Origin of the sequence: Nonomuraea sp. NPDC048882, assembly GCF_040649755.1 — a bacterium.
Classification (GTDB): Bacteria; Actinomycetota; Actinomycetes; order Streptosporangiales; family Streptosporangiaceae; genus Nonomuraea; species Nonomuraea maheshkhaliensis.
In genome coordinates, this window is the sequence record NZ_JBEZGB010000013.1 from 300,658 (window position 1) to 324,634 (window position 23,977).

Annotated in this window: 18 protein-coding genes; 7 read left to right on the forward strand and 11 right to left on the reverse strand. The window is 69.3% G+C overall.

Annotation, left to right across the window (positions count from 1 at the left end; translation table 11 throughout):
• Nucleotides 1-39: 39 nt before the first annotated feature.
• The 4 genes from AB0C27_RS39135 (at nucleotide 40) to AB0C27_RS39150 (ending at nucleotide 4,753) form a co-directional block, all read left to right on the forward strand.
• On the forward strand, nucleotides 40-981 hold the full coding sequence (locus AB0C27_RS39135; protein WP_357855217.1) for a TetR family transcriptional regulator: 942 nt from the start codon (nucleotides 40-42) through the stop codon (nucleotides 979-981).
• Nucleotides 982-1,099: 118 nt separating this feature from the next.
• A complete protein-coding gene (locus tag AB0C27_RS39140) occupies nucleotides 1,100-3,160 on the forward strand; it encodes an RNA degradosome polyphosphate kinase (protein WP_357855220.1) in 2,061 nt (686 codons plus the stop codon).
• A gap of 30 nt (nucleotides 3,161-3,190) precedes the next feature.
• On the forward strand, nucleotides 3,191-4,069 hold the full coding sequence (locus tag AB0C27_RS39145; protein ID WP_357855223.1) for an NUDIX hydrolase: 879 nt from the start codon (nucleotides 3,191-3,193) through the stop codon (nucleotides 4,067-4,069).
• 291 nt (nucleotides 4,070-4,360) lie between these two features.
• Nucleotides 4,361-4,753, forward strand: a complete 393-nt coding sequence (locus tag AB0C27_RS39150) for an ATP-binding protein (protein ID WP_357855228.1) — start codon at nucleotides 4,361-4,363, stop codon at nucleotides 4,751-4,753.
• Nucleotides 4,754-5,072: 319 nt separating this feature from the next.
• Here AB0C27_RS39150 and AB0C27_RS39155 read toward each other — a convergent pair whose 3' ends face one another.
• Genes AB0C27_RS39155 through AB0C27_RS39165 form a run of 3 tightly spaced genes read right to left on the reverse strand, consistent with a single transcriptional unit; the run spans nucleotide 5,073 to nucleotide 7,748 of the window.
• Nucleotides 5,073-6,551 (reverse strand): CYTH and CHAD domain-containing protein, encoded by a 1,479-nt coding sequence (locus tag AB0C27_RS39155; protein WP_357855231.1) that lies wholly within the window; start codon nucleotides 6,549-6,551, stop codon nucleotides 5,073-5,075.
• Nucleotides 6,552-6,604: 53 nt separating this feature from the next.
• Nucleotides 6,605-6,952 (reverse strand): glyoxalase, encoded by a 348-nt coding sequence (locus tag AB0C27_RS39160; protein WP_357855233.1) that lies wholly within the window; start codon nucleotides 6,950-6,952, stop codon nucleotides 6,605-6,607.
• 25 nt (nucleotides 6,953-6,977) lie between these two features.
• Nucleotides 6,978-7,748: a trans-aconitate 2-methyltransferase gene (locus tag AB0C27_RS39165; protein WP_357855236.1), complete on the reverse strand. Its 771-nt coding sequence runs from the start codon at nucleotides 7,746-7,748 to the stop codon at nucleotides 6,978-6,980.
• Between the two features lie 57 nt (nucleotides 7,749-7,805).
• Here AB0C27_RS39165 and AB0C27_RS39170 point away from each other — a divergent pair, with 57 nt between their 5' ends.
• Nucleotides 7,806-8,327 (forward strand): MarR family transcriptional regulator, encoded by a 522-nt coding sequence (locus AB0C27_RS39170; RefSeq protein WP_357855239.1) that lies wholly within the window; start codon nucleotides 7,806-7,808, stop codon nucleotides 8,325-8,327.
• A 14-nt stretch (nucleotides 8,328-8,341) separates the two neighbouring features.
• On the opposite strand, the gene AB0C27_RS39175 is transcribed toward AB0C27_RS39170, so the two are convergent.
• The 4 genes from AB0C27_RS39175 to rsmA all read right to left on the reverse strand — a co-directional run bounded on the left by AB0C27_RS39175 (nucleotide 8,342) and on the right by rsmA (nucleotide 14,356).
• Nucleotides 8,342-10,204: an ATP-binding cassette domain-containing protein gene (locus AB0C27_RS39175; protein ID WP_357855242.1), complete on the reverse strand. Its 1,863-nt coding sequence runs from the start codon at nucleotides 10,202-10,204 to the stop codon at nucleotides 8,342-8,344.
• A 789-nt stretch (nucleotides 10,205-10,993) separates the two neighbouring features.
• Nucleotides 10,994-11,896: a 4-(cytidine 5'-diphospho)-2-C-methyl-D-erythritol kinase gene (locus tag AB0C27_RS39180; RefSeq protein ID WP_357855245.1), complete on the reverse strand. Its 903-nt coding sequence runs from the start codon at nucleotides 11,894-11,896 to the stop codon at nucleotides 10,994-10,996.
• Between the two features lie 694 nt (nucleotides 11,897-12,590).
• Nucleotides 12,591-13,178, reverse strand: coding sequence for an NlpC/P60 family protein (locus AB0C27_RS39185; protein ID WP_357855248.1), 588 nt, complete (start codon nucleotides 13,176-13,178; stop codon nucleotides 12,591-12,593).
• A 317-nt stretch (nucleotides 13,179-13,495) separates the two neighbouring features.
• Nucleotides 13,496-14,356 (reverse strand): 16S rRNA (adenine(1518)-N(6)/adenine(1519)-N(6))-dimethyltransferase RsmA, encoded by an 861-nt coding sequence (rsmA, locus tag AB0C27_RS39190; protein WP_357855251.1) that lies wholly within the window; start codon nucleotides 14,354-14,356, stop codon nucleotides 13,496-13,498.
• A 70-nt stretch (nucleotides 14,357-14,426) separates the two neighbouring features.
• On the opposite strand from rsmA, the gene AB0C27_RS39195 reads away from it, so the two are divergent.
• Both AB0C27_RS39195 and AB0C27_RS39200 read left to right on the forward strand, forming a co-directional pair.
• Complete coding sequence (locus tag AB0C27_RS39195) at nucleotides 14,427-16,874, forward strand: protein kinase (protein WP_357855253.1); 2,448 nt, start codon at nucleotides 14,427-14,429, stop codon at nucleotides 16,872-16,874.
• Nucleotides 16,874-18,166, forward strand: coding sequence for a hypothetical protein (locus tag AB0C27_RS39200; RefSeq protein WP_357855551.1), 1,293 nt, complete (start codon nucleotides 16,874-16,876; stop codon nucleotides 18,164-18,166). The genes AB0C27_RS39195 and AB0C27_RS39200 overlap by 1 nt, the downstream gene beginning before the upstream one ends.
• Nucleotides 18,167-18,312: 146 nt before the next feature.
• On the opposite strand, the gene AB0C27_RS39205 is transcribed toward AB0C27_RS39200, so the two are convergent.
• The 4 genes from AB0C27_RS39205 to AB0C27_RS39220 form a co-directional block, all read right to left on the reverse strand.
• On the reverse strand, nucleotides 18,313-19,248 hold the full coding sequence (locus AB0C27_RS39205; RefSeq protein WP_357855255.1) for a ubiquitin-like domain-containing protein: 936 nt from the start codon (nucleotides 19,246-19,248) through the stop codon (nucleotides 18,313-18,315).
• A gap of 83 nt (nucleotides 19,249-19,331) precedes the next feature.
• Nucleotides 19,332-20,219, reverse strand: coding sequence for a TatD family hydrolase (locus AB0C27_RS39210; RefSeq protein WP_357855257.1), 888 nt, complete (start codon nucleotides 20,217-20,219; stop codon nucleotides 19,332-19,334).
• A 481-nt stretch (nucleotides 20,220-20,700) separates the two neighbouring features.
• Nucleotides 20,701-22,482: a methionine--tRNA ligase gene (gene metG / locus AB0C27_RS39215; RefSeq protein ID WP_357855260.1), complete on the reverse strand. Its 1,782-nt coding sequence runs from the start codon at nucleotides 22,480-22,482 to the stop codon at nucleotides 20,701-20,703.
• 174 nt (nucleotides 22,483-22,656) lie between these two features.
• Nucleotides 22,657-23,883 carry a glycosyltransferase family 2 protein gene (locus AB0C27_RS39220; RefSeq protein WP_357855263.1) on the reverse strand — a complete coding sequence of 409 codons (1,227 nt, stop codon included), beginning with the start codon at nucleotides 23,881-23,883 and terminating at the stop codon, nucleotides 22,657-22,659.
• Between the last annotated feature and the right edge of the window lie 94 nt (nucleotides 23,884-23,977).

The window sequence follows — 23,977 nt, forward strand, 5'->3', positions numbered from 1 at the left end:
CAAGATTCGATGAGCGGCCACGGAAGCGTGGCCGTCATTATGGGTACCGTGACCGAACCCCGATCCCGCAGGCGCATGTCCGGTGCAGAGCGAAGAGAGCAGCTGATCAGCATCAGCCGCACGCTCTTCGCGGAGAAGGGGTTCGACGGGACCTCTATCGAGGAGATCGCCGCTACCGCGCAGGTGTCGAAACCCGTGGTATACGAACATTTCGGTGGTAAGGAAGGCGTCTACGCCGTCGTCGTCGACCGCGAGATGCAGAAGCTGCTCGGCATGATCACCGAAGCCCTCTCCGCCTCCCACGCGCTGATCAAGCTGGAACGGGCCGCGCTGGCCCTGCTCCACTACATCGAGGAGAGCAGCGAGGGCTTCCGCATCCTGGTCCGCGACTCCCACGCGGCCTCGGGCACGGGCACGTTCGCGAGCCTGATCAGCGAGATCGCCAGCCAGGTGGAGGACGTGCTGGCCGACGAGTTCGCGGGCCGCGGCTACGACCCCAAGCTGGCCCCGATGTACGCCCAGATGCTGGTCGGCATGGTGGCGCTGACCGGCCAGTGGTGGCTCGACGTGCGCAAGCCGGGCCGCGAGGAGGTCGCCGCCCATCTGGTCAACCTGGCCTGGAACGGCCTGACCGGGCTCAACCCCACTCCGTCGATCACCGTCACGGGCAGCCGTGGCCAGGGCCAGCCGCCCAAGCCGCGGACGAGCGGGGAGAAGGAGCTGCGCGAGTTCGAGAAGGCCAGGGAGAAGGAGTTCAAGGAGGCCGAGAAGCAGCGTCAGCGCGAGCTCAAGGAGGCAGAGAAGGCCAGGGTGCGCGAGCTGAAGGAGCGCGAGCGGCTGCTGAAGGAGGCGGAGAAGGAACGCGAGCGCCTGCTCAAGGAGGCCGAGAAGGCCCGCGAGCGGGAGGAGAAGATCCGCCAGCGGGAGGCCAGGCTGGCCGAACGGGCCGCCCGTCTCGAACAGGTAGATCATCCTGAGTGAGTCTTGAACACTCGGGGCGTACCGGGTGACGATGGGGTTGAGCTGGGCCGACCTTCCAGGTTGAGCCGTTGCGGCTACGTTAACGTTCTGTTCAACCAATTGGGGCAATATACGCCATATGTCCGCAGAACCGGTCGGAACTGCCAACGACCTGCCCCTGCCACAGGAGCGGTTTCTCAACCGTGAGGAGAGCTGGCTCCAGTTCAACGAACGCGTCCTCGACCTGGCCGAAGATCCCTCCCTTCCCCTCCTCGAACGGGTGCGCTTCCTCGCCATCTTCGCCAGCAACCTGGACGAGTTCTTCCGGGTCAGGGTGGCCGGACTGAAACGGCGCATGGCGACCGGCCTGCTGCTGCGGACCAGGAGCGGGCTCAAGCCCCGCGAAGAGCTGATCAGGATCGCGACCGTCGCCGACCGGCTGGCCAGGCGGCACGCGGCGGCCTTCCACCAGCAGATCTGCCCCGAGCTGGCCACCGAGGGCATCGAGGTCGTCCGGTGGGACAACCTCGGCCGCGAGGAGCGCACCGAGCTGCGCAAACTGTTCAGGGAACGGATCAGGCCCGTGCTGACGCCGCTGGCCGTCGATCCCGCCCACCCGTTTCCCTACATCTCCGGGCTCAGCCTGAATCTGGCCGTCCTCGTGCGCAACCCGGCGACCGGCCACACGGTGTTCGCCCGGGTCAAGGTTCCCTCGCAGCTCCCCCGGTTCGTCCCGGCGTCCAAAGACCGCTTCGTCCCGCTCGAAGACGTCATCGCCGCTCATCTCGGACAGCTCTTCAAGGGCATGGAGATCCTCCAGCACCACGTCTTCCGCGTCACCAGGAACGAGGACCTCGACGTCGACGAGGACGTCACCGAGAACCTCATGCAGGCCCTGGAGAAGGAGCTGCTGAAGCGGCGGTTCGGCCCGCCCGTGCGCCTGGAGGTCGAGGACACGATCACCCCCGAGGTGCTCGCGCCGCTGGTCGAGGAGCTGGAGCTGGCCACGCACGAGATCTACCGGCTGCCTGGGCCGCTCGACCTGTCGGGCCTGCACGCCATCGCCGACCTCGACCGGGGCGAGCTGAGCTACCGGCCGTTCGTGCCGGCCGAGGTGATCAACGCCGAGGACGACATCTTCTCGATCCTGCGCGAGCGCGACGTGCTGCTGCACCACCCGTACGACTCGTTCGCCACCAGCGTCCAGCACTTCATCGAGGCCGCCGCGGCCGACCCGCGGGTCCTGGCGATCAAGCACACCCTCTACCGCACCAGCGGCGACTCCCCCATCGTGGACGCCCTGGTCGACGCGGCCGAGGCCGGCAAGCAGGTCGTGGTCGTCGTCGAGATCAAGGCCCGCTTCGACGAGCGGGCCAACATCACCTGGGCGCGCAAGCTGGAGCGGGCCGGCTGTCACGTCGTCTACGGCGTGGTCGGGCTCAAGACCCACTGCAAGCTCGCCCTCGTCGTACGCCAGGAGCCCTCGGGCGAGCTGCGCCGCTACTGCCACATCGGCACCGGCAACTACAACCCCAAGACCGCCCGACAGTACGAGGACTTCGGCCTGCTCACCGCCGATCCGCTGGTCGGCGAGGACGTCACCGACCTGTTCATCCACCTGACCGGCTACTCCCACCACTCCGCCTACCGCCGCCTGCTGGTCGCGCCCCACTCCATGCGCGGCGGGCTGCTGGCCAGGATCGAGCGGGAGATCACCCACCAGCAGGCCGGGCGTCCCGCGCGGATCAGGATCAAGACGAACTCGCTGGTGGACGAGCCGATCATCGACGCCCTCTACCGGGCCTCCAGGGCGGGCGTTCCGGTGGATCTGTGGGTACGCGGCATCTGCACCCTGCGTCCGGGCATTCCCGATTTGTCGGAGACGATCCGCGTACGGTCGATCCTGGGGCGCTTCCTGGAGCACTCCCGCGTCTACGAGTTCGGCCTCGGGCGCCGGCCCGAGGTGTGGATCGGCAGCGCCGACCTGATGCGCCGCAACCTCGACCGCCGCGTCGAAGCCCTGGTCAAGGTCACGGCGCCGCAGCACAAGGCGTACCTCATGGAGCTGATGGACCTGGCCATGGCCGAGAACACCAACGCGTGGTGGCTCAACTCCGACGGCACCTGGAACCGTCATCCTGGCGAGGACCTGCAGAGTCACCTCATCGGCACCCGCCGCTGGAGGACCGTTGACGACTGACCTGCCTCGCGTCACCGGGAGAGAGTGATGATGACCGACCCGCTCCGGGCCGCCGGAGCCGTGGTCTGGCGGGGCGAGCAGAGCCGCCCCGAGGTGGCCGTCATCCACCGGCCCGCCTACGACGACTGGACCCTCCCCAAGGGCAAGCTGAAGCCGGGCGAGCACGAGATCGCCGCCGCTCTGCGCGAGGTCCGCGAGGAGACCGGCCTGACCGTCCTGCTCGGCCGCGCGCTGCCGCCGGTCCACTACATGACCATGGGACGGCTCAAGCGGGTCGACTACTGGGTGGCGCGGGCCGCCACTGACAACGGGGCTGACGCCGGGTTCGACGGCGGCTTCCATGCCGGCTTCGAGCCGGGCGAGGAGGTGGACGAGCTGCGCTGGCTGCCGGTCGAGGAGGCCAGGCAGCTGCTGACGTACGAGTGGGACGCCGGGCTGCTGCGCGCGCTGCGGGCCGCGCCGCTGGAGACCGTGCCCCTCGTCCTGGTCCGGCACGGCTCGGCCGGTTCCAGGAGCGAGTGGCAGGGCGACGACGCCGCGCGTCCACTCGACGCCGACGGCGGTTCCCAGGCGGCGACCCTGGCCACGGCCCTGCCCGCCTACCGCCCCGAGACGCTGCTGAGCTCGCCCAGCCTGCGCTGCGTGCAGACGCTGGAGCCGTACGCGGCCGCGATCGGCGCCTCGCTCAGGACCGACCCGCTGCTCAGCGAGGAGAGCCAGGATCCGGACAAGACGCCGGAACTGGTCGGGCGTCTCTCGGGGCCCGCGGCCGTGTGCAGCCACGGCAAGGTGCTGCCCGCCCTCATCGAGGCGCTGAGCGGCAAGGACGTGCACCTGCGCAAGGGAGCGTTCGCCGTCCTGCACCGGGCCGGCGGCCAGGTCGTCAGCGTGGAACGCTACGAGACCTGAGCGATGGTGCGGCGCTACGAGATCTGATGCATTTTGCAGCGGATTCGCCCTCTATTGCGGTCTTCGCCGTTTCAGACGCGACATGAATGGAGACGAGCCGTAATGACGACGGCAGGAATCCTCCCGGCCTGGAGAAGCCGTGCACAAATCCCCGCCGGACCAAGCGCCTGCGATTGACAGGAAACGTTCATTTCCGGTTTTGTGAAAGCCTGTCAGAAGTGGGTAGCCGTACCTGGCTCCGGCGAACACATGCCGGGTGCGTTCACAGGCGATGGATGGTCGGGTGGGTACGTGAGTAAGCACTTGCTCCACGCGCCGATCAACAGTGACCTGGAAACGTTGCGCGCCCGCCTGCGGGCCGTCGGCCGGCAGGCCGGACTGGGGGCACGTCGCGTGGACGATCTGGTGATCGCGGTCCACGAGGCGGTGCTTCATGTGCTCGACAAAGGCGCCGGGCGGGGCAGTGTGCACGCCTGGCAGGATCACCATTCCCTCACCGTGCAGGTCATCGACGAGCACGGACTGCCGCGTGAAGAGTCCATACCCGAGCAGCCTTCCTGGTCGGACGCGCACAATGCCCGGCTGTGGGTGATGCGGCAGGCGTGTGACGAGCTGAGTATCGACCTGCGGCCCGGCCTCACTCTGGTGCAATTGCGTCTGTCACTTACCGACAACCATGAGTAACGTATCGTGGCGGTACTGTAACCATTCCGACTGCTGACAAATGGCAACGGAAAGTCTCACCATTCAAGGCAGCCGAGCGCTCAGGCCGAGACTTTCCGGCCACCGGCCAGCGTGTCGGCCCGCCGAATGGTGGAGGTCTGCATGGTGGGGCTCATTCTGGAAGCCCGGCCCCTGTCGGGCGGCGTACTCATCATCGTCCGCGGGGAGGTGGACGCGACCAACGCCCACCAGCGATCACCTGCCGTCGGACCACGACGGCCCTGAGCCGGACCTGCAGTCCGGCGTGAGCTGAGCCGCGTCCCGCCCGGCGCGGGATCCCTCACAGCAGCTTGCCGACCGCCTTCACGGTCTCGGCCCACACCTCGGGGAACTCGGCATCGGCACGTTCCGCCTTGCCGCGTTCGATGCCGATCAGCAGGCCGTACGTGAACGTGTCCTCGCCCGACTGCCGTGCGCGCTCCGCCTCCTGGAGCAGGGTCTCCTGCGCGACCACGCCGTCCTGGTGCAGGCCCAGGATCTCCTGGACGCCCTCGGCCAGCTTGGCGAGCCTGCCCATGCCGCCGCCGATGCTCGGCTTGAGCGCTTCTGCGGTGTAGCGAGCGCGTTTGGCCGCCTTGCGTACGTCGTGCATGGCCAGGGCGCGGCGCTCGGGGTCGTCGATGGCCTGGGCTTGGTCGTACCGCTTGGTCACCCGCTCCCAGCCGGCCACGGCGATGGCGCGCAGCTCGTCCTGCGCGGGCCTGGCCGCGGCCTTGCCCAGGGACGGGGCCGACACGAGCTGATCGAGCGCGTCGAGCAGCAGGTAGTAGCGCTCGCCGCTGAGCGCCTCCCCGATGCGGCCGTACGCCTCCTGCTCGCGTTCGTGCAGATCGGTACCGAGCCGGGTCCTGATCGGGCCCGTGACCAGCTCGGGCGCCAGCCCGTCGAGCAGTCTGGCGAACCTGGCCCTGATCACCTCCAGGTCACGCGCCTCGCCGAGCACTGTGCCGAGCCATCGCAGCTCGTCCTGGACGTGATCGGTGTCGGTCACGACCTTCTTGAACGCCTTGAGCGCGCTGCGCAGCCTGCGGGCCGCCACGCGCATCTGGTGCACCGCGTCGTCCTCGGCCCTGCGCACCCGCGGGTCCTGCGAGAGCAGGGCGTTCACCTGCGACGCCAGGTAGGCGACGACGACCTCGCCCGCCGTGCCCGGTTCGGTGGGGGCGGTGGGCAGCGGAGCGGGTTCGAGGAGTTTGGCGAGTTTGCTGGTGGCCTGTGACGGTACAGCGCCGGCCTTCCTGAGGCGCTTGCCCACCTTGGCCAGCAGTTTCGCGGTGCCGCCTTCGAGCAGCTCCGCCTCGACCTCCCGCCAGCGGACGATCGTGGTCTCCGCGCCGTACACGGTGCCCTTGACCCGGTCGTCGGCGACCTCCACCAGCCTGGTGTCGCCGTCGAGCAGGACGGTCACGTTCCTGCGGGTGTCGAGCTCGGCGACCGGTTTGAGCTCAGCGCCGCGGGTGTAGGCGCGGACGAGCTCGGCCAGCTCGGTGGGCACGATCTTGGCGCTGCGGGTGAGGGGGTGGTGGATCTCCTGGCGCACGCCCTTAGCCTTGGGCAGCTTCAGGTGCCAGCCCGCGTCGTCACCGCCCCGCCTGCGCCTGAGCGTGATGCCCCGGGCGGCCAGCCGCAGGTCGGCGGTGTCGAAGTAGAGAGCCACGAGCTGGTGACTCTTCGGGCCTGCGACGTCGCCCAGACCACTCAGGTCCGGCAGCGTGAACTCCGGGGAGATGTCGAACTTGTCCTCGATCTCGATGCCCACCGCACCTCGCAAAAAGTCCGATTTCGGACAATGATGCCACCGGGCGGTGGACATCACACCAGTTGCAGGAGTTCGATTCTGTTGCCCACCGGATCGGAGACGTAGATCCTGCGCCAGCCAGGGGCCAGCTCGTCGGGGACAGACCCCGGAAATTTCGCGATATATACGTCGAGATCGTCCACCACGAAGGCCGGATGAGCCTTGCGAGCCGGCCTGAAGTCGTCCTCGACGCCGAGATGCACCTCCACCCCGTCACCCCGGAACCAGGCGCCACCGCGTCCGGCCAGCTCGGGCGGCTTGGGCACTTCGCGCAGGCCGAGCACGCCCGCGTAGAACTCCCTCAGCAGCGGCTCACTGCCGCGCGGGGCAGCGAGCTGAACGTGATGCAGCCCCCGAATCAAGATCCGCTCCTTCTTCTACCACCACTCACTTCTGCACCACCACGAAGATCCTCCGGAACGGGAACGGCGTGCCGTAACTGCTGGCCGGATACGCCTCGGCGAGCGGCTTGGCCAGATCGCGCTTGAAACGGCGCTGTTCGTCCGGGTCGAGGCGGTCCAGGATCGGGCGCAGGGCCGTGCCGGAGACCCAGCCGAGCACCGGGTCCTCGCCCTGCAGCACGTGCACGTACGTGGTCTCCCACGCGTCCACCTGCGAACCGCCCTGGTTGAGCAGGTCGAGGTATTCGATGGGCTCGTCCACGGGCTTGCCCCTGGTGTAGTCGCCGAGCTTGTCGGACCAGGCACGCGAGCCGCACAGCTCGCGGATCGCGACGTGACTGGGGGCGTCGAAGTTGCCCGGCACCTGGAACGCCAGCCAGCCGCCCGAAGCCAGCTCCTCCATCCAGTGCTCCAGCACGGAGCGGTGCTCGGGCACCCACTGCAGCACGGCGTTGGACACGATCACGTCCACGGGCCGGTCGGGCCGCCACGTGGTCACGTCCGCGACCGCGAACCTGACGTTCGACTCCAGCCTGCGGGCCTTCGTGATCATCGCTGGGGACGAGTCGAAGCCCTCGATCGTCGCGCGCGGCCAGCGTCCGGCCAGCTCAACGGTGAGTTCTCCGCTTCCGCAGCCCGCGTCCACGACATAATCGGGCTCGACGGCCCCCACTCTGGAGATCAGCTCGATGAACGGTCGCGACCGCTCGTCCGCGAAGACGGCGTACGTGACCGGGTCCCAGATATCTCTTGACATGAAGATAATTGATATCGAGAGAGATATCTCGATGTCAAGACAGTACACTCTTGTGTCATGACGGAGGATGCTAGAGACGAGGTCGATCGCCTTGTCGCGGCCTGGCGCGCCGAGCGCCCCGACCTCGATGTCGAGCCGCTCCAGGTGCTCTCCAGAGTGTCACGACTCGCCCGGCATCTCGACCGGGCGCGGCGGGCGGCGTTCGCCGAACACGATCTGGAGCCGTGGGAGTTCGACGTGCTGACGGCGCTGCGCCGAGCCGGCAAACCCTACGAGCTCAGCCCCGGCGCCCTGCTGCGTGCCACCCTGGTGACCTCCGGCACGATGACGAACCGCATCGACCGCCTCGCCGCGGCCGGCCTCGTACGGCGGCGGCCCGATCCCGAGGATCGGCGTGGGGTGCTGGTGTCGCTGACGGATACGGGGCTGGGACGGGTGGACGCCGCGTTCGCCGATCTGCTGCGCAGGGAGCGGGAGTTGTTGTCGGGGTTGAAGGGCGAGGACCAGCGCACACTCGCCGCACTCCTCCGCACCCTCCTCACCCCCTTCGACTCCCCACCCGACCCACCCCGCCCCTGACCTGCCCTGGACAGTCAGTCGCCCAGGCGGTCGGCCACCTCAAGCCACTCGGCCTCCACCGCGTCCTTCTGGGCCGTGATCTCGCGCAGCTGCGCGTCCAGCGAGCCGAGCCTGGCGTAGTCGCTGGCCGCGTCCGCCATGGCGGCGTGCAGGCGGGACTCCTGGTCGCCCAGCTTGTCGAGCTGGCGTTCCAGGCGGTTGAGTTCCTTACGGAGCTCGCGTTCCTCCTTGGCGGAGAGCCCGTCCTTGGCCTGGCCGGACCCGGCACCGGAGACCGCCGGCCCGGAAGGTGCCGAGGCGGCCTCCGTGATGGCGCCGATGCGGCCGGACGGCGAGGCGCCGGTCGTGGCGGCGACACCCAGGCGCGCGGTGACGGCCGTGCCCGCCGCGCGTCGTTCGAGGTATTCGTCCACCCCACCGGGCAGCAGCGACAGCTTGCCGTCGCCGAGCAGCGCCACGCTGCGGTCGGTCACCCGCTCCAGGAAGTAGCGGTCGTGGCTCACCAGGATCAGCGTGCCGGGCCAGCCGTCCAGCAGGTCTTCGAGCTCGTTGAGCGTCTCGATGTCGAGGTCGTTGGTGGGCTCGTCGAGCAGCAGCACGTTGGGGTCGTCCATGAGCAGCCGCAGCAGTTGCAGCCGCCGCCGCTCACCACCGGAGAGGTCGCCGACCACCTTCCACTGCGCCTCACCCTTGAAGCCCAGCCGTTCGAGCAGCTGCGACGCGGTCCACTCGCGCTTGCCCAGCTGGAGGTACTTGCGAACCTCCTCGACCGACTCCAGCACGCGCCGCGTCAGGTCGAGGTCGGCCAGCTCCTGCGACAGGTGAGCCAGGCGTACGGTCTTGCCCCTGGTCACGCGGCCCGAGTCGGGCTTGATCGTGTCGGCGAGCAGCCGCAGCACGGACGACTTGCCGGAGCCGTTGACGCCGATCAGCCCGATCCGGTCCCCCGGGCCGAACTGCCACGTAAGGCGGTCGAGCACCAGCGGCCCGTTGCCGGGGCCGCCCGCGTGCAGGGTGACGTCTTCGAGGTCGTAGACGGTCTTGCCGAGCCTGGCCGCCGCGAACCGCATCAGCTCCACCGTCTCGCGGGCCGGCGGCTCGTTCGCGATCAGCGCCTGTGCGGCGTCGATGCGGAACTTCGGCTTGGACGTACGTGCGGGCGGGCCGCGCCGCAGCCAGGCGATCTCTTTGCGCATGAGGTTTTGGCGGCGCTCTTCCGCGGCCTGGGCGATCCGGGCCCGCTCGGCCTTGGCCAGCACGTAGGCGGCGTATCCGCCCTCGTACCGTTCGACCCGCCCGTCGACGACCTCCCACGTGCGCATGGAGACGGCGTCGAGGAACCAGCGGTCGTGCGTCACCACGACCAGCGCGCTCTTCCGACCCGCCAGGTGCCCGGCCAGCCACGCGATGGCCTCGATGTCGAGGTGGTTGGTGGGCTCGTCGAGCATGATCAGGTCGTGGTCGCCGATGAGCAGGCGGGCCAGCGCCGTACGCCTGCGCTCACCGCCCGACAGGTCCGCGGCCCTGGCGTCGAGGTCGAGGTCGCCGATCAGGTTGGCCAGGATCTCGCGTACGCGCTGATCTCCCGCCCACTCGTGCTCGGCCAGCTCGCCCAGGACGAGCTCGCGCACCGGAACGCCGGGGTCGAGGTCGTCCTGCTGCGACAGGAACCCGACCCGCAGGCCCCGGTTGTGGGTGACGCGACCGCTGTCGGGACGCAGGGCTCCCGCGATGACCGACAGCAGGGTCGTCTTACCGCCGCCGTTGCGCCCGACCACGCCGATGCGCTCTCCGGCTTCGACGCCCAGGGAGACGTCGTGCAGGAGAGGCTTGGGCCCGTAAGCGTGGGAGACCGACTCAAGGTTGACCAGATTCATGGCCTTCCCAGGGTATCGGCGGCCCGGAGGCCCTGGGTACGGGCGATCTGTTCACGATCGAGTGAGGCGGACGTGGAGAACCACCGTTCACAGGAAGGGGGCGGATCAGGCGGCGCGTGTGGACTCAGCTACTAACCCTCGCAGGAGTCGTCCTCGGCGCAACGGCGTCGTTCATTTTCACATCCCGCACTGAACGGGCGCGCAACCAAAGAGAGACGATCATCCGGTGGGATGTTCGCAGATATGAAGCGTTTGCGGACTATCTCGGTGCGGTCACACAGATGGCTCGCGTGGCCGGCCAGCTTACTAGTGGGCGCGGCTGGGAGAAGGTTGCTTTCGCCATCGACCGGGATACCGGGTTAGCTGCGCTGGACCGGTTCGAGAGCAGCACCGAACCTCACCTGCTGCCGCCGAGGTGGTGACGACGTCAGTGTCCCAGGCCGCGTTACGTGATCACAGGTGCAGGCGAAGAAGCTCTTCACTATGTGACATTCGGTAATCCTGCTCGACGCTACGTACCGCGCCGTGACCGCGGGCTTGGATCAACGATGCCGTGAATGAGTTTCTCTCCACGCGGCTGTGAGGTCGGCGCCGTCTGCACATCGTCCACGCGCGGCTCCGGCCGACTCCTAGAAGCGTCAAAATACACGGTGCCCGTGGGACCGTATCTTGCTTGGCAAATGGGCCGTAGAGCTAGTGTGACCAGGCTCGCTGTCATCTTCCTGAGGCTCGACAGAGTCACATGGCCCCTCAAAGGGTGCTCCTTGGGGTTGTGTGCTGGTCGCGAGGTCAGAGCAAGGTGGCGCCCTGGACCGGGCCGTGGGCGGCTACGGCGGTGTGGGCGGCGCCGGTGGTGGTCAGGCTGTGGGCCAGGTCGCGGGCGTGGGTGGCGTCGATGGCCAGGAAGGCGCAGGTGGGGCCCGAGCCGGAGACGATCGCGCCCAGGGCTCCGTGCTGGCGGCCCGAGTCGAGGGTGGGGGCGAGCTCGGGGCGGAGGTTGAGGGTGGCGGTCTGGAGGTCGTTGCTCAGGTGGTTGCCCAGGGCGTAGGCATCGCCGGTGCCGAGGGCCTCCATGAGGGAGTCGTTCAGCTGGGGCCAGGGGACTTCGGCCGCCGAGGCCTTCCTGAGACGGTCGCATTCGGCGTAGACGCTGGCCGTGGAGAGGCCGCCGTTCGCCAGCGCGAACACCCAGTGGAACACGCCACCGGTGGGCAACTCGGTCAGCTGCTCGCCGCGGCCCGTGCCGACCGCTGTGCCGCCGAGCAGGGAGAACGGGACGTCGCTGCCGAGGTCTCCGGCGATCTCCATCAGGTCCTCGAAGGGCAGCCCCAACCCCCAGAGCTCGTTGCACGCCACCAGCGCGCCGGCGGCGTCGGCGCTGCCGCCCGCCATTCCACCCGCGACCGGGATGCCCTTCTGGATGATCAGGTCGGCGCCGTAGGTGCGGCCCGCGTGTTTGGCGAGCGCGCGAGCAGCCCGGATGGCCAGGTTGCTGTCGTCGGTCGGCACCTGGTCGGACCACTTGCCGTTCACCTGGACGGTGATCGACTCGGACTCCTTCGCGACGACCTCATCGAAGATCGATACGGCATGGAAGACGTTGACCAGGTCGTGGTAGCCATCTTCCCTGAGCGGGCCGACAGAAAGCTGCACGTTGACCTTCGCAGGCACACGCACGGTCACCGAACTCATCGATCTTCTGCCACTCTCATCACTTGCCGGGGTCAAGGACACTCGATGTTATCGGGGCGCGCTGCCCTGACATGCGGTTCTGGGAATATGACTCCCCGAGTGGCCGACTTCTCAACACAGAGAGTCAAGTTGGTGGGCATTTGCCGGGTTCCCTTGAGTCCCCCCTCATCCATGGTGAACCGGGGGTTGGTCGGGGGTTAGGGAGTCAGGTTCGTTGAGCGGTCGTCGGGGGCGAAGGCTGCGGGGTCTCCGGGATCTCCGTGTGCGGCCTCGCTTCTCCGGGGTGGTGGCAGCCGAGTATCGAGCATTTCGCACCTCGGGCGGGGGAAGGGGCCATCAACGGGGTTGGTTCGAGGTTTCGTTGGCTGACTGGTCGTTGGGTGGGGGCTGCAGGTCTCGGGGTCTCTGGGGTCTCTGGGGTCTCTGGTTGAGGCCGTGGGCAGAGGACGTGGTGCGGGGCTCAGGGCTATGACAGGCGAGATGGTGGTAGCGGTGGGGTGCGGGGCCTCAGGTTGAGGCTATGGATGGTGGTGAGGGGCGAGGTCTCAAGTTGAGGTCACGAACGGCGGTGAGGGGCGGGGCTCAGGGCGAGTTCGTGGCAGGAACTCGGGTTGAGGTCGTGAGGGCGTGGGGTGGGTGGCTGGGACTTCGCCGGCGTGGGGGCGGTTGTCCAGGTGGGGCGGAGGGAGGTGGGTCAGCCTGGGCGTACGGTGCCGCGGTAGGTGGTGCGGAAGTAGGGCGTGTTGAAGTTGGCCTTTCTGACCACGTCGCCTGTCTTGGGGGCGTGGATCATGAGGGTTCCGGTCAGGAACAGGGCCACGTGGGTGGGGGCGCCGGGGGTGCCGCCGAAGAAGAGCAGGTCGCCTGTGCGGCGGGCCCTGAGAGGGATCTTGCGGCCCTGGCGGAACTGGGCTGCTGTGTGGTGGCTCAGTCTTATGCCTGCTCTGGACCAGGCGTAGAGGGTGAGGCCGCTGCAGTCGAAGCCTCTGGTGGTGGCGCCTCTGCCTATCCCCAGGGTTGGGCCCTTCGTCGAGCCTCCGCCCCAGGAGAAGGAGACGCCCAGTTGGGCCAGGGCCGCTGCTGCGGCTATCTGGCCCTTTGTGAGAGTGCCCTTGAGTTTGGGGAGCTTGTCGGTGAGTGAAGGGGCGGGGGTCGCTCGAACGGGGGTGGCTCGGGCGGGGGTGGCTCGGGCGGGGGTGGCGTTGATGGTCAGCGTGGTGAGGGGTGCCGAGAGGAGTGCTCCGCCGATGGCGAGCCGCAGGAAGGTGATGCGGGTGGTCATGGTGGCCTCCGGTTTATCGGGGGTGGGAGGCCAGGATCTGGGGATGCGGGGTTACGAGGAGCGGCCGAACGCGGTTCTGTGGAAAAGAGGAGGGAGGGGGGCGAGGGTTGTGGATAACGGAGTGGGTGTCGGTGGTGTGGGACGTCCTAGGTGGCGGGCCTCGTTGGTGACGGGCGTCGTTGGTGACGGGCGTCGTTGGTGACGGGCGTCGTTGGTGACGGGCGTCGTTGGTGACGGGCTACCTCGTGGTCGGGGGGAACGGCGGGTGTTGGTGATGGGGGGGTGGGTGAGGGCTGCCCCCGGGTGAGGGCAGCGGGTCAAGGTCTGTGTTCGGCTATGTGGGTGAAGGCGTGGATGTCTAGTTGTTCGCCCCGCGCCGAGGGGTCCACGTCGGCTGCGCGCAGGGCGCGTTCCGCGTCTGCGGGGGTGCCGGCCCAGCCGGACAGGGCTGCGCGGAGGGTTTTACGGCGTTGGGCGAAGGCCGCGTCCACCACCTCGAACACCTCCTCGCGCGTCGCCGTCGTGGGCGGTGGGTCGCGGCGCCGGAGGGAGACGAGGCCGGAGTCGACGTTGGGGACGGGCCAGAAGACCGTGCGGCCCACGGGTCCCGCCCGGCGTACGTCCGCGTACCAGGCCGCCTTGACCGACGGCACCCCGTACACCTTCGAGCCGGGACCCGCGGCGAGGCGGTCGGCCACTTCCGACTGGACCATCACCAGGCCCTTGCGCAGGGACGGGAGCACCTGCAGGAGGTGCAGCAGCACCGGGACGGCCACGTTGTACGGCAGGTTGGCCACCAGTGCGGTCGGCACGTGGCCGGACAGGTCGTCCAGGGTGATCTTCATGGCGTCCGCGTTGACGACCGTGAGGCGGTCGGCGGCGTCGCGTTCGGCCACCGTGACGGGGAGTTGACCGGCCAGCACCGGATCGATCTCGACGGCGACCACGTGAGCGGCCGCGGGCAGGAGCCCCAAGGTGAGCGAGCCGAGCCCCGGGCCCACCTCTATGACCACGTCATCAGGGGTGAGATCGGCCACACGGACGATGCGCCGGACGGTCCCCGCGTCGATCACGAAGTTCTGGCCTAGTTTTTTTGTGGGACGAAGATCTAGCTTGTTCGCCAAAATACGTATTTCTGCAGGGCCCAACAGCCTCATCATCCAATCAGTCTCTCGCATCGAAGAACGTGTGATGGCGGATGGGGAGACCAAAGGAGAGGATGGCGTGGAACAGGAAGGAACGTCCCTCATGGAGCCAACGGGCGCCGCGCCGCTACGGCCGACCGACTTAAGGGAGATCGGGCCGTACCGGCTGCTTGGCCGGTTAGGCGAGGGCGGGATGGGGACGGTGTTCCTCGCACGGGCACCGACGGGGCGTTTCGTCGCGCTCAAGGTGGTGAAGGCGGAGTTCGCCAACCAGGAGGGGTTCGCGGCGCGGTTCCACGCGGAGGTCGACAACGCACGGCGGGTGGCCTCCTTCTGTACGGCCCAGGTGCTGGACAACGGCAACACCGGGGACGGCCGGCCGTACATGGTGACCGAGTACATCGCGGGCACGCCGTTGTCCGACCAGATCACGACCTACGGAGCTCTGGACCCGGGGCCGCTGCACGGCGTCGCGCTGGGGGTCGCGGCGGCGCTGGCGGCGATCCACGTGGCCGGGCTGGTGCACAGGGATCTCAAGCCCGCGAACGTGATCCTCTCGCTGTCGGGGCCGCGGGTGATCGACTTCGGCATCGCCAGGGCCCTCGACCGGGAGACCGGGTTCACGATGTCCGGCGAGTTGCTGGGCAGCCCGGGGTGGTGGGCTCCTGAGCAGGTACGCGGTGAGGTCGTCAACCCGGCGGCCGACATCTTCGCCTGGGGCTGCCTGGTGGCCTACGCCGGGAACGGACGGCATCCGTTCGGCCGCGGCGACCCCATCACGCTGGCCACGCGCGTGCTGAACACGCCGCCCGACCTGGGTGCGCTGCCCGCGCCGCTCGACGAGCTCGTCCGGCGGGCCACCTCCATGGACGTCGCGCTGCGTCCGACCGCGCAGGATCTGCTGATCGCGCTGGTCGGTGGCAGTGCGCCGGCGCCGGTCGCTGCCGCGGCCGATCCGCCGACTCTAGTCGCGACGGAGATGCTGAGTGAGTGGGAGCCGCCGCAGAACGTGGTGGATGAGCCGGACATCACGGCCACCTTCACGACGCCTCCTCCCAGCGATGCCACGGGCCGGGGGCCGGTTCCTGGGACTGCGCCTGGGCAGGGGGATGCCGCTGGGCGGGCAGGGCAGAGTGACGCTGCTGGGCGGGTGCCCAGTGTGCCGCCTTCCGGGGAGCGAGCCGCGAGTCCCATGGCCGGAGGTCCTGCGGCCGCTGAGTCGTCGGTGGCCGCTGGAACCGGGGCTGGCGGTCCGGGGTCCGCGGATCCGGCGACCGGGCCGAGTTCGCCGTCCGGTGTCCCTGGCGCGCCGGGGTCCCCTGGCGTTTCCGGGTCCTTCCCGTCGGCCGGCGGGCCGTCTCAAGGGTCGTCTCCGGGGTCGTCGTACGGGCCTGCGCAGGGGTCGTCGTACGGCTCGTCGCCCAGTGGCTTGTCGGCGGAGGAGCTGGCCCGTCGCGAGGAGGACGCGGCCAAGGAGGAGCTGGCTCGCTGGAAGGTGCCCGACCAGGGGCCTCCGGAGCGGCAGGGGCGGCTGCGCGCCCTGTTCGGCTTCGGTACGTCGCCGCGGACGGACAAAACTGGGACGGACGAATCTCCGACTGACGGATCCCAGGCGGGCGGATCCCAGGCTGGCGGATCCCAGGCGGGCGGATCTCGGACGGACTCGTCGTCGCCCGTGCGGCAACAGCCCGAGCAGGCTGCGGCGCAGCAGGCCCCGACCGAGCAGGTACGGCTCCAGCAGCCCGATCAGTCCACCCCGGGGTCCCAGCAGAACCGTCTCCAGCAGCCAGGGCCGCAGCAGGGCGGTCCTGAGCAGGTGCGACCGCAGCAGGACCGTCCCGATCAGGTGCGGCCCCTGCAACCAGGGCCGCAGCAGGACCGTCCCGGCTGGCCCGGGGCGCCTTCGGGGCCGGGGTGGCGGCCGGAGCAGGGTGTCGCTGTACCGCAGGGCGCCGCGCTGGGCACCGAGACCCAGCCCGGCGTCAGAACCGCCGTGCCTGGTGACGATTCCGACACCATCGGCGGTACGCGTACGCCCGGCACCCGCTGGCTCATCGCCGCAGCGGCGGCGGTGCTGGCCATCGTGGTGACGGCGGGGGTGCTGATCGTGACCTCCGCGCGCAACACCGCCGTCACCGGAACCCCGGGCACCCCCACCCAGGTGGTCGGCAGCGCCAAGCCGAACGACGTGGGCCGCAGGTTCGCTCTGGGCGCCAACTTCGACGACCCGGTCGCGATCGTGTCCGCGGCGCCGGAGTGCGGGCTGAGGGAGTACGAGGGCATCACCGCGACCAAGGGACAACTCTGCGTGATCCGCTGGACGATGCTCAATCCGGGCGGCGAGCGCAGGGTGCTGGTCCAGCCCGTGGTCACCATGGTCGACGACCGGGGTGGCGAGCACGACTCGATCCCCGTCACGCTGCCACCGGCGATCCTGCCCGGTGCCCGGGTGGACAGCGCGTTCGTGTTCGACCTGGCGACGTACCGCAAGCCCGTGAGCATGACGGCGAACATGCTGGAGAACGGTCAGCAGATCGAGGTGGCGCTGTGATGATCGGATCCGCGCTCACCGCACTCATGCTCGTGGCGAGCGGCGTCCCAGCCGCCGCCACAACAGCCGCCGCCACAACGGCGGCCACCACGACCGCGACTGTCACGACGAAAACCGCCACGATAGCCGCCACGATGGCCGCCACGGCAAGAGCCTCTACGACGAAGGCCGTGGCCTGTACCGGGGCCGCCGACTTCGACGGTGACGGTGTGGACGACGTGGCGGTGGGCGACCCGTTCGGCGACGACCGGAAGGGGGCCGTGCACGTGCTGTCCGCCGGCAAGGTGACGCCGGTGAGCGTGCCCGGGCTGAGCGAGGGCGACGGGTTCGGCTGGTCCGTACGGCTGGCGCAGGTCAACGGCGACACCTGCGCCGACCTGGTGATCGGCGCCCCGTACGCGGACGTGGACGGTGTCGAGGACGCCGGGGCCGCGTACGTCGTCTACGGCGGCGGCACCACTCCCCCGCAGCGGCTGGCCGCGCCTCAGCCGCAGCGGTTCGCGCACTTCGGCTGGTCACTGGCCGCGCGCGGCGACCTGGTCGCGATCGGGGCGCCGTACGAGGACGAGGGCGACATGCTGGACGTCGGCGCCGTCTACGTGCGCAAGGGCGCGGGTGACCTGCGCAGGATCAGCCAGGAGTCCGTGGACGTGCGGGGCAACAGCGAGGTGGGCGACCAGTTCGGCTATTCGCTGGCGATCGGGCCGAAGAACGGGCTGGTCGTCGGTGTGCCGTACGAGAACGACGACGGCCTGGGCCGGCAGATCGAGAAGGGCAAGATCGACTCGGGTTGCGTCGTCTTCATCGACGACGTGCTGGCCCCGAGGCTGACGTCACTGAAGCTGGACTCGCCGACCGCCGAGTCGGGCGATCGGTACGGGTACGCCGTCGCCTACGCGGAGGGCTCCGGGTACGCGGTCAGCTCGCCCGGCCCCGGGTACGTGCAGCTGCTGGACACCGCCAGGAAGCCCACCAGGAGGGTGACGCAGGAGGGCAAGCAGGCGTTCGGGTTCTCGATGGCCACCTCCTCGGACGGCCGGCTGGCGATCGGCGCTCCTTACGGGGGCGGCGTCCGGGTGGTGTCCTGGAAGGACGCGGCCGAGGACCGGAAGCTGACGACCGGGGACGGGCTGTTCGGATGGTCGGTGACCTTCAGCGGGAACAGGCTGTACGTGGGGCAGCCGGACGGTGGACCGTTCGGCAAGGTCGCGGTCGCCGGGCGCAACGCCGAGACCATGCAACCGCTCCAGCCCGCCAAGGGCGCCGACTTCGGGGTCTCCGTGTCGGGTTGACGGTCCGGAGCGCCGGGCCGATGGTCTTGGCTCCGGCGCACAGGACGCGTTTCGGATCCGCTGTCTTCATGCCGATCGGATCCGCCGTCTTCATGCCGGCTCGCCGGATTCGGCGCCGCATCCGCGGCACCGGCTCATGAGATCCGTCAGCGGCGCAGGGCTGTGACCGTGGGCCGGCCGAAGAGGCGGGCGCCGCAGTGGGGCCACTGGCCGTGCCACCTGCCGCCCACCTTCTGATAAAGCACCTGCGCCCGATAGGTCTGCTCGTCCTCCGGCCAGGTCGACGGCAACCCCATGCCGCCCACGGCCTCCCACATCGGCAGGCTGAACTGGTACATGCCGTAATAGGGCCCGTCAGGGTTGTACGCCTCCGGATCCCCATGCGACTCGCACGCGGCCAGCGCAGGCCAGTCGAGCCGGGCGGTGGCGGGGTCGATCTGGATGGTACGCGGCGGAACGATCGTGATGACCGTCCCGTCCTCGGGAAAGCTGTCCAGCGGCGGGTCCACGTGATAGCCCCGGCGCAGCTCGACGCGCTGCTGCCTGAGCACCTGGCGCACCGTCCTGGCGGTCGTCCGCGAGGTCAGCCGGGTGGTGCCCGCGACCACGTACACCTTGCGCCGGGTGTAGACCGTGAGCTCCATCCCCTCCAGCGGCACCGCGTCGCCGGGCGGCGCCGACAGCCGGCCGGCGGCGGGGGTGAGGTCGAGCTCGGCCAGGGCCTCGCCCACGTTCGAGGCGGTGACCAGGTGCTTACTCGTGTGGCCGTCGAGGGTCAGGGTGAGGGGGCGGGCGCGGCGTACCTCGATCGTGGCGCCGTCGCGCACCTCCTCCTGGGCGGGTGGATGGACGACGTCGCCGTACGCCATCGTGACGCCCGCCGCGGCGAGCACTCCTTCGACGGTGCCGGCGAAGGCGTGGACGGGCCTGCGCTCGCCGTCCACGACCAGAACGACCTCTTTGACGAGGAACGACACCGCCACGAGCGCGCTCGCGGCCACCACGCCGGCCACGCACACGACGGGCGTCCATGGGGAGCGCCACGGGAGCGACGGACGGGGCGCACGCCTCTTACCTCGCACGAACCACCTCCGGTAGCGGGGCAGGATCGCCAGAACGCTAGCCGCGGGCGCGCGCCGGCCTCCGCTTCTTCACCGAAAGATGGTCACCACTCGCCGAAGACCGTGACTCCGTTGCCGCTGATCACCTCGCACAACCGGTCAGGATGGACGTTCTTGACCTCGGCGAGGCAGCGCAGGGTGAGCGGGATGAGGTAGGGGGCGTTGGGCTTGCCCCGGTGCGGGACGGGCGGCAGATAAGGGGCGTCGGTCTCGACCAGCATGAGCTCGGCGGGCGCGGCCTCAGCGGCTTCGCGCAGGTAGGAGGCGTTCTTGTACGTCACCGGCCCGGAGAAAGACATGAAATATCCGGCTTCGGCGCACTTTTTCGCCATCTCGGCGTCGCCGGAGAAGCTGTGGAACACCACCTTGTCCGGAGCACCGGCCGCGGCCAGCACCTTGAGCACGTCGTCGTGCGCGTCGCGGTCGTGGATCACCAGCGCCTTGCCGGTGCGCTTGGCGATCTCGATGTGCGCCAGGAAACTCGCGTGCTGGTCGTCCTTGCTCGCCCAGTCGCGGTAGTAGTCGAGCCCCGTCTCCCCCACCGCGCGCACCGCGTCCTGCCCGGCCAGGGCCTCGATCTCGGCCAGCACCTCGGGCGTGGACGCGTGGGCCTCGTTGGGGTGGATGGCCACGCCCGCGTACACGCCCTCCTGCCCGGCCGCCACCTCCGCGTTCCAGCGGGACGACGCCAGGTCGTAGCCGATCGTGACCAGCCGCGTCACGCCCACGGCCCGCGCGTCGTCGAGGATGCTCCGCACGCTCGCCGCCGCCTGCTGCGCGGCCTGCGCCACCGGGTCGCCGGACGACGCCTGCCGGTTGCCGACCATGATGTCGAGGTGGCAGTGGCTGTCGAACACGGGTGCGGAGAGCGGCTCTGGGGCGGCGGGAAGCTTGGTCACGGCATCTAAAGTAGCCCCCATGCGGTACGGCATCCTCGGCACCACCCGCGCGTGGCGGGCCGACGGGAGCGAGGTGCCACTGGGCGGTCCGGCGCGGCGGGCGTTGCCGGCGCTGCTGCTGCTCAGGCCCGGGGAGACGCGATCGGCTCGTCGAGGCGCTGTACGGGGAGCGGGCGCTGGAGGACGGCGTCCATGCCCTGCACGCGCAGGTGTCGGGCATGGGAACGGGGCTGGCCGTGGTGAGCGCGTACGTGCTGGCGGGCGAGCTGGCCGCGGCCCCCGACCACCGCACCGCCTTCGCCGCCTACGAGCGCGAGGTGCGCGGCTACGCCGAGGGGTGCGGCCGTTCGGCCGAGGGCGTCGCCGGGTTCATGGTGCCGCGGAGCAGGTTCATGGCCTGGTTCGTCAACCAGAAACCGGCTGCTGCCCTACCTGCCGTGGAAGGGCCTGATGGCGAAGTCGGCCAGGAAGACCGCCTCCGCCATCGCGCTCAAGGACTACACGGGCTTCGAGGTCACTGGCCCAGGCGGGCCAGCTCCTCGTCGACGACCTTCGGGTCGAGCTTCTTGAACAGCGGCACGGGCGGCGCGAGCGGCGTGCCCGGCTTGATCGGCCGGTGCTCCCAGCGGGCGGCCCCGTCGTACTCGCCGGTGATCACCGGGTAGGGGGTGCCGCCGTCCTCGTCGACCTCACGGATCTCCGGCATGCCCGACCAGACGCCCTCGCCGCCCAGCATCGCGAACACCTTGTTGGACGATCCGGGCAGGAACGGCGTGAGCATCGTCTTGGCGTCGTCGACCACCTGCAGCGCGACGTGCAGGATCGACTTCTGCCGCTCGGGGTCGTCCTTGAGCTTCCACGGCTCCTGATCGGCCAGGTATTTGTTGGCCTCGCGCACGACGTCGAACGCCTCGGTGATGGCGTTCTTGAAGCGCGAGCGGCCCAGCTCGGCCCCGACCGGGGCGAAGGCGTCGCGGGAGCGCTGCAGCAGCGCCCGGTCGGCGTCGGTGAGGTCGCCGGCCTCGGGCACCGCCCCGAAGTTCTTCGCGGCCATGGAGATCGACCGGTTGACCAGGTTGCCCCAGGCCGCGACCAGCTCGCCGTTGTTGCGGTTGACGAACTCCTGCCAGGTGAAGTCGGTGTCCTGGTTTTCCGGCCCGGCCACCGCGATGTAGTAGCGCAGCGCGTCGGCGTCGTAGCGGGCCAGGAAGTCGCGCACGTAGATGACGACCTGGCGGGAAGAGGAGAACTTCTTGCCCTCCATGGTCAGGAACTCGCTGGAGACCACCTCGGACGGCACGTCGAGCGCGCCGAGCGAGCCCGGCGAGCCGTCGCGCGCGCCGATGCCGCTGTAGCCGAACAGCATCGCCGGCCAGATCTCGGCGTGGAAGACGATGTTGTCCTTGCCCATGAAGTAGTAGCCGCGGGCGTCGGGATTCTGCCACCACTGACGCCAGGCGTCGGGGTCGCCGGAGCGCCTGGCCCACTCGATGGAGGCCGACAGGTAGCCGATGACCGCGTCGAACCACACGTAGAGCCGCTTGTTGGGCTGCTCGCTCCAGCCGTCGAGCGGGATCGGCACGCCCCAGTCGAGGTCGCGGCTGATCGCCCGCGGCTGCAGGTCGCCGAGCAGGTTGAGGGCGAACTTCAGCACGTTGGGCCGCCACTCGCCCTGCTTGGACTGCAGGTAGGAGCCGAGCACCTCGGCGAAGGCGGGCAGGTCGAGCATGAAGTGCTCGGTCTCGGCGAACACCGGGGTCTCGCCGTTGATGCGGCTCTTGGGGTTGATCAGCTGGATCGGGTCGAGCTGGTTGCCGCAGTTGTCGCACTGGTCGCCGCGTGCCCCGTCGTAGCCGCAGATGGGGCAGGTGCCCTCGATGTAGCGGTCGGGCAGGGTGCGGCCGGTGGACGGCGAGATCGCGCCCATCGTGGTCTTGGGGAAGATATAGCCGTTGTTGTAAAGGCCCTTGAAGATCTCCTGCGTGACGGCGTAGTGGTTCTTCGTCGTCGTGCGGGTGAACAGGTCGTAGGACAGGCCGAGCCCGGTCAGGTCTTCGGCGATGACGCGGTTGTAGCGGTCGGCCAGCTCTCTGGCGCTCACGCCCTCCTTGTCGGCCTGAACCTGGATCGGGGTGCCGTGCTCGTCGGTGCCGGAGACCATCAGCACCTTGTTGCCCGCCATCCGCTGGTAGCGGCTGAAGACGTCGGACGGCACTCCGAATCCGGAAACGTGCCCGATGTGACGGGGGCCGTTGGCATACGGCCACGCGACGGCGGTCAAGATGTGCTGGGACATGGTCCTAAGCCTACGGGGTCCGTGATGATCGTTTGTTACGCGCCGGCCACGGCGCCCGGCCCACGGGGCGCGCCGTTGCGGCGGCGCGCCGGTGAAGGGTCAGCGGGCGTTTCCCTGGAGGACCGCCCGCCGGAGTGCGGCGGGTGGCCTGCCACGGCAGCGCGTAAAGGATGGTCAGCTCTTCGCTTTGGCCTTTTCCAGCGCGAGGCCCTCGGCGGCCTCCTCGGCCGCGCGGGCCGCGTTGTCGATGAACGTCTCGCGCGTACGGCGGATGCCCAGAATGCTGATGAACAGCGACGCGAAGATCGTCTGGAAGCTCATGACGAGCGCCGTCGCCGACGGCACCACGATGCGCAGCGACTCGCGCGGGTCGAGCTCGCCGAAGCTGCGCACCTGCCAGTGCACCAGCGACATGACCAGGCCGATCAGACCGGCCAGCGCCAGCAGCCCGCCCACCACGAGGCCCTTCTCCAGGCTGACGATGTCGATCAGCCTGCGGATGCGCGGCGACTCCGGCAGGAAGCCCTCCTCGGCCGCGTAGACCTTGGTGAACACCGCGAACAACGCCGCCTGGAAGCCGATCACCACCAGGGCGGACGAGCCGACCAGGGTGTCGACGTCGAAGGCGAGCTCGCCGATCTCGACCGGGCCGAAGGTCAGCGCCGTGCCGGCGACCAGGCCGATGACCATCATCAGCACGCCGGGGTAGAAGAACAGCCACTTCGGGCTGTAGAGGAGCAGGAAGCGCAGGTGGCGCCAGCCGTCGCGCCACGAGCGCAGGTGCGGCGGGCGGGAGCGGCCGTCGGGGGCGAGCGTGGTCGGCACCTCGCGTACGTCGAGGCCGGCCAGCGTCGAGCGGACCACCATCTCCGAGGCGAACTCCATGCCACCGGTCTGCAGTTGCAGCCGCAGGATCGAGTCGCGCCTGAAGCCGCGCAGGCCGCAGTGGAAGTCCTTGATCGCCGATGGGAAGAACAGCCGCCCGATGAACGACAGCACCGGGTTGCCCAGGTAGCGGTGCAACGGCGGCATGGCGCCAGGGGCGATGCCGCCGCGGAAACGGTTGCCCATCACCAGGTCGGCGCCGTCACGCAACTGCTCCACGAACGGCAGCAGCGCGGTGAAGTCATAGGAGTCGTCGGCGTCGCCCATGATGACGTATTTGCCGCGGGCGGCCCTGATGCCGCCCATGAGGGCGTTGCCGTAGCCCTTCTCGTCCACGTGGACCACGCGGGCCCCGGCATCGCGGGCCAGCTGCTGCGAGCCGTCCGTGCTGCCGTTGTCGGCGATCAGGACCTCGCCCTCGATGCCATGCTCCTCCATGCACGCCAACGCCTTGCGTACACAGACTTCCACGGTCTCCGCCTCGTTGAGGCAGGGCATGACCACCGTCAGTTCCACGTGTCTACCCTTCAGTTAAGGCTCTTCCAGTGAACCATCATGCCCTGAAGACGACCATGCTCGGGCACGGACCTGAAAACGACTGGCATTCTTT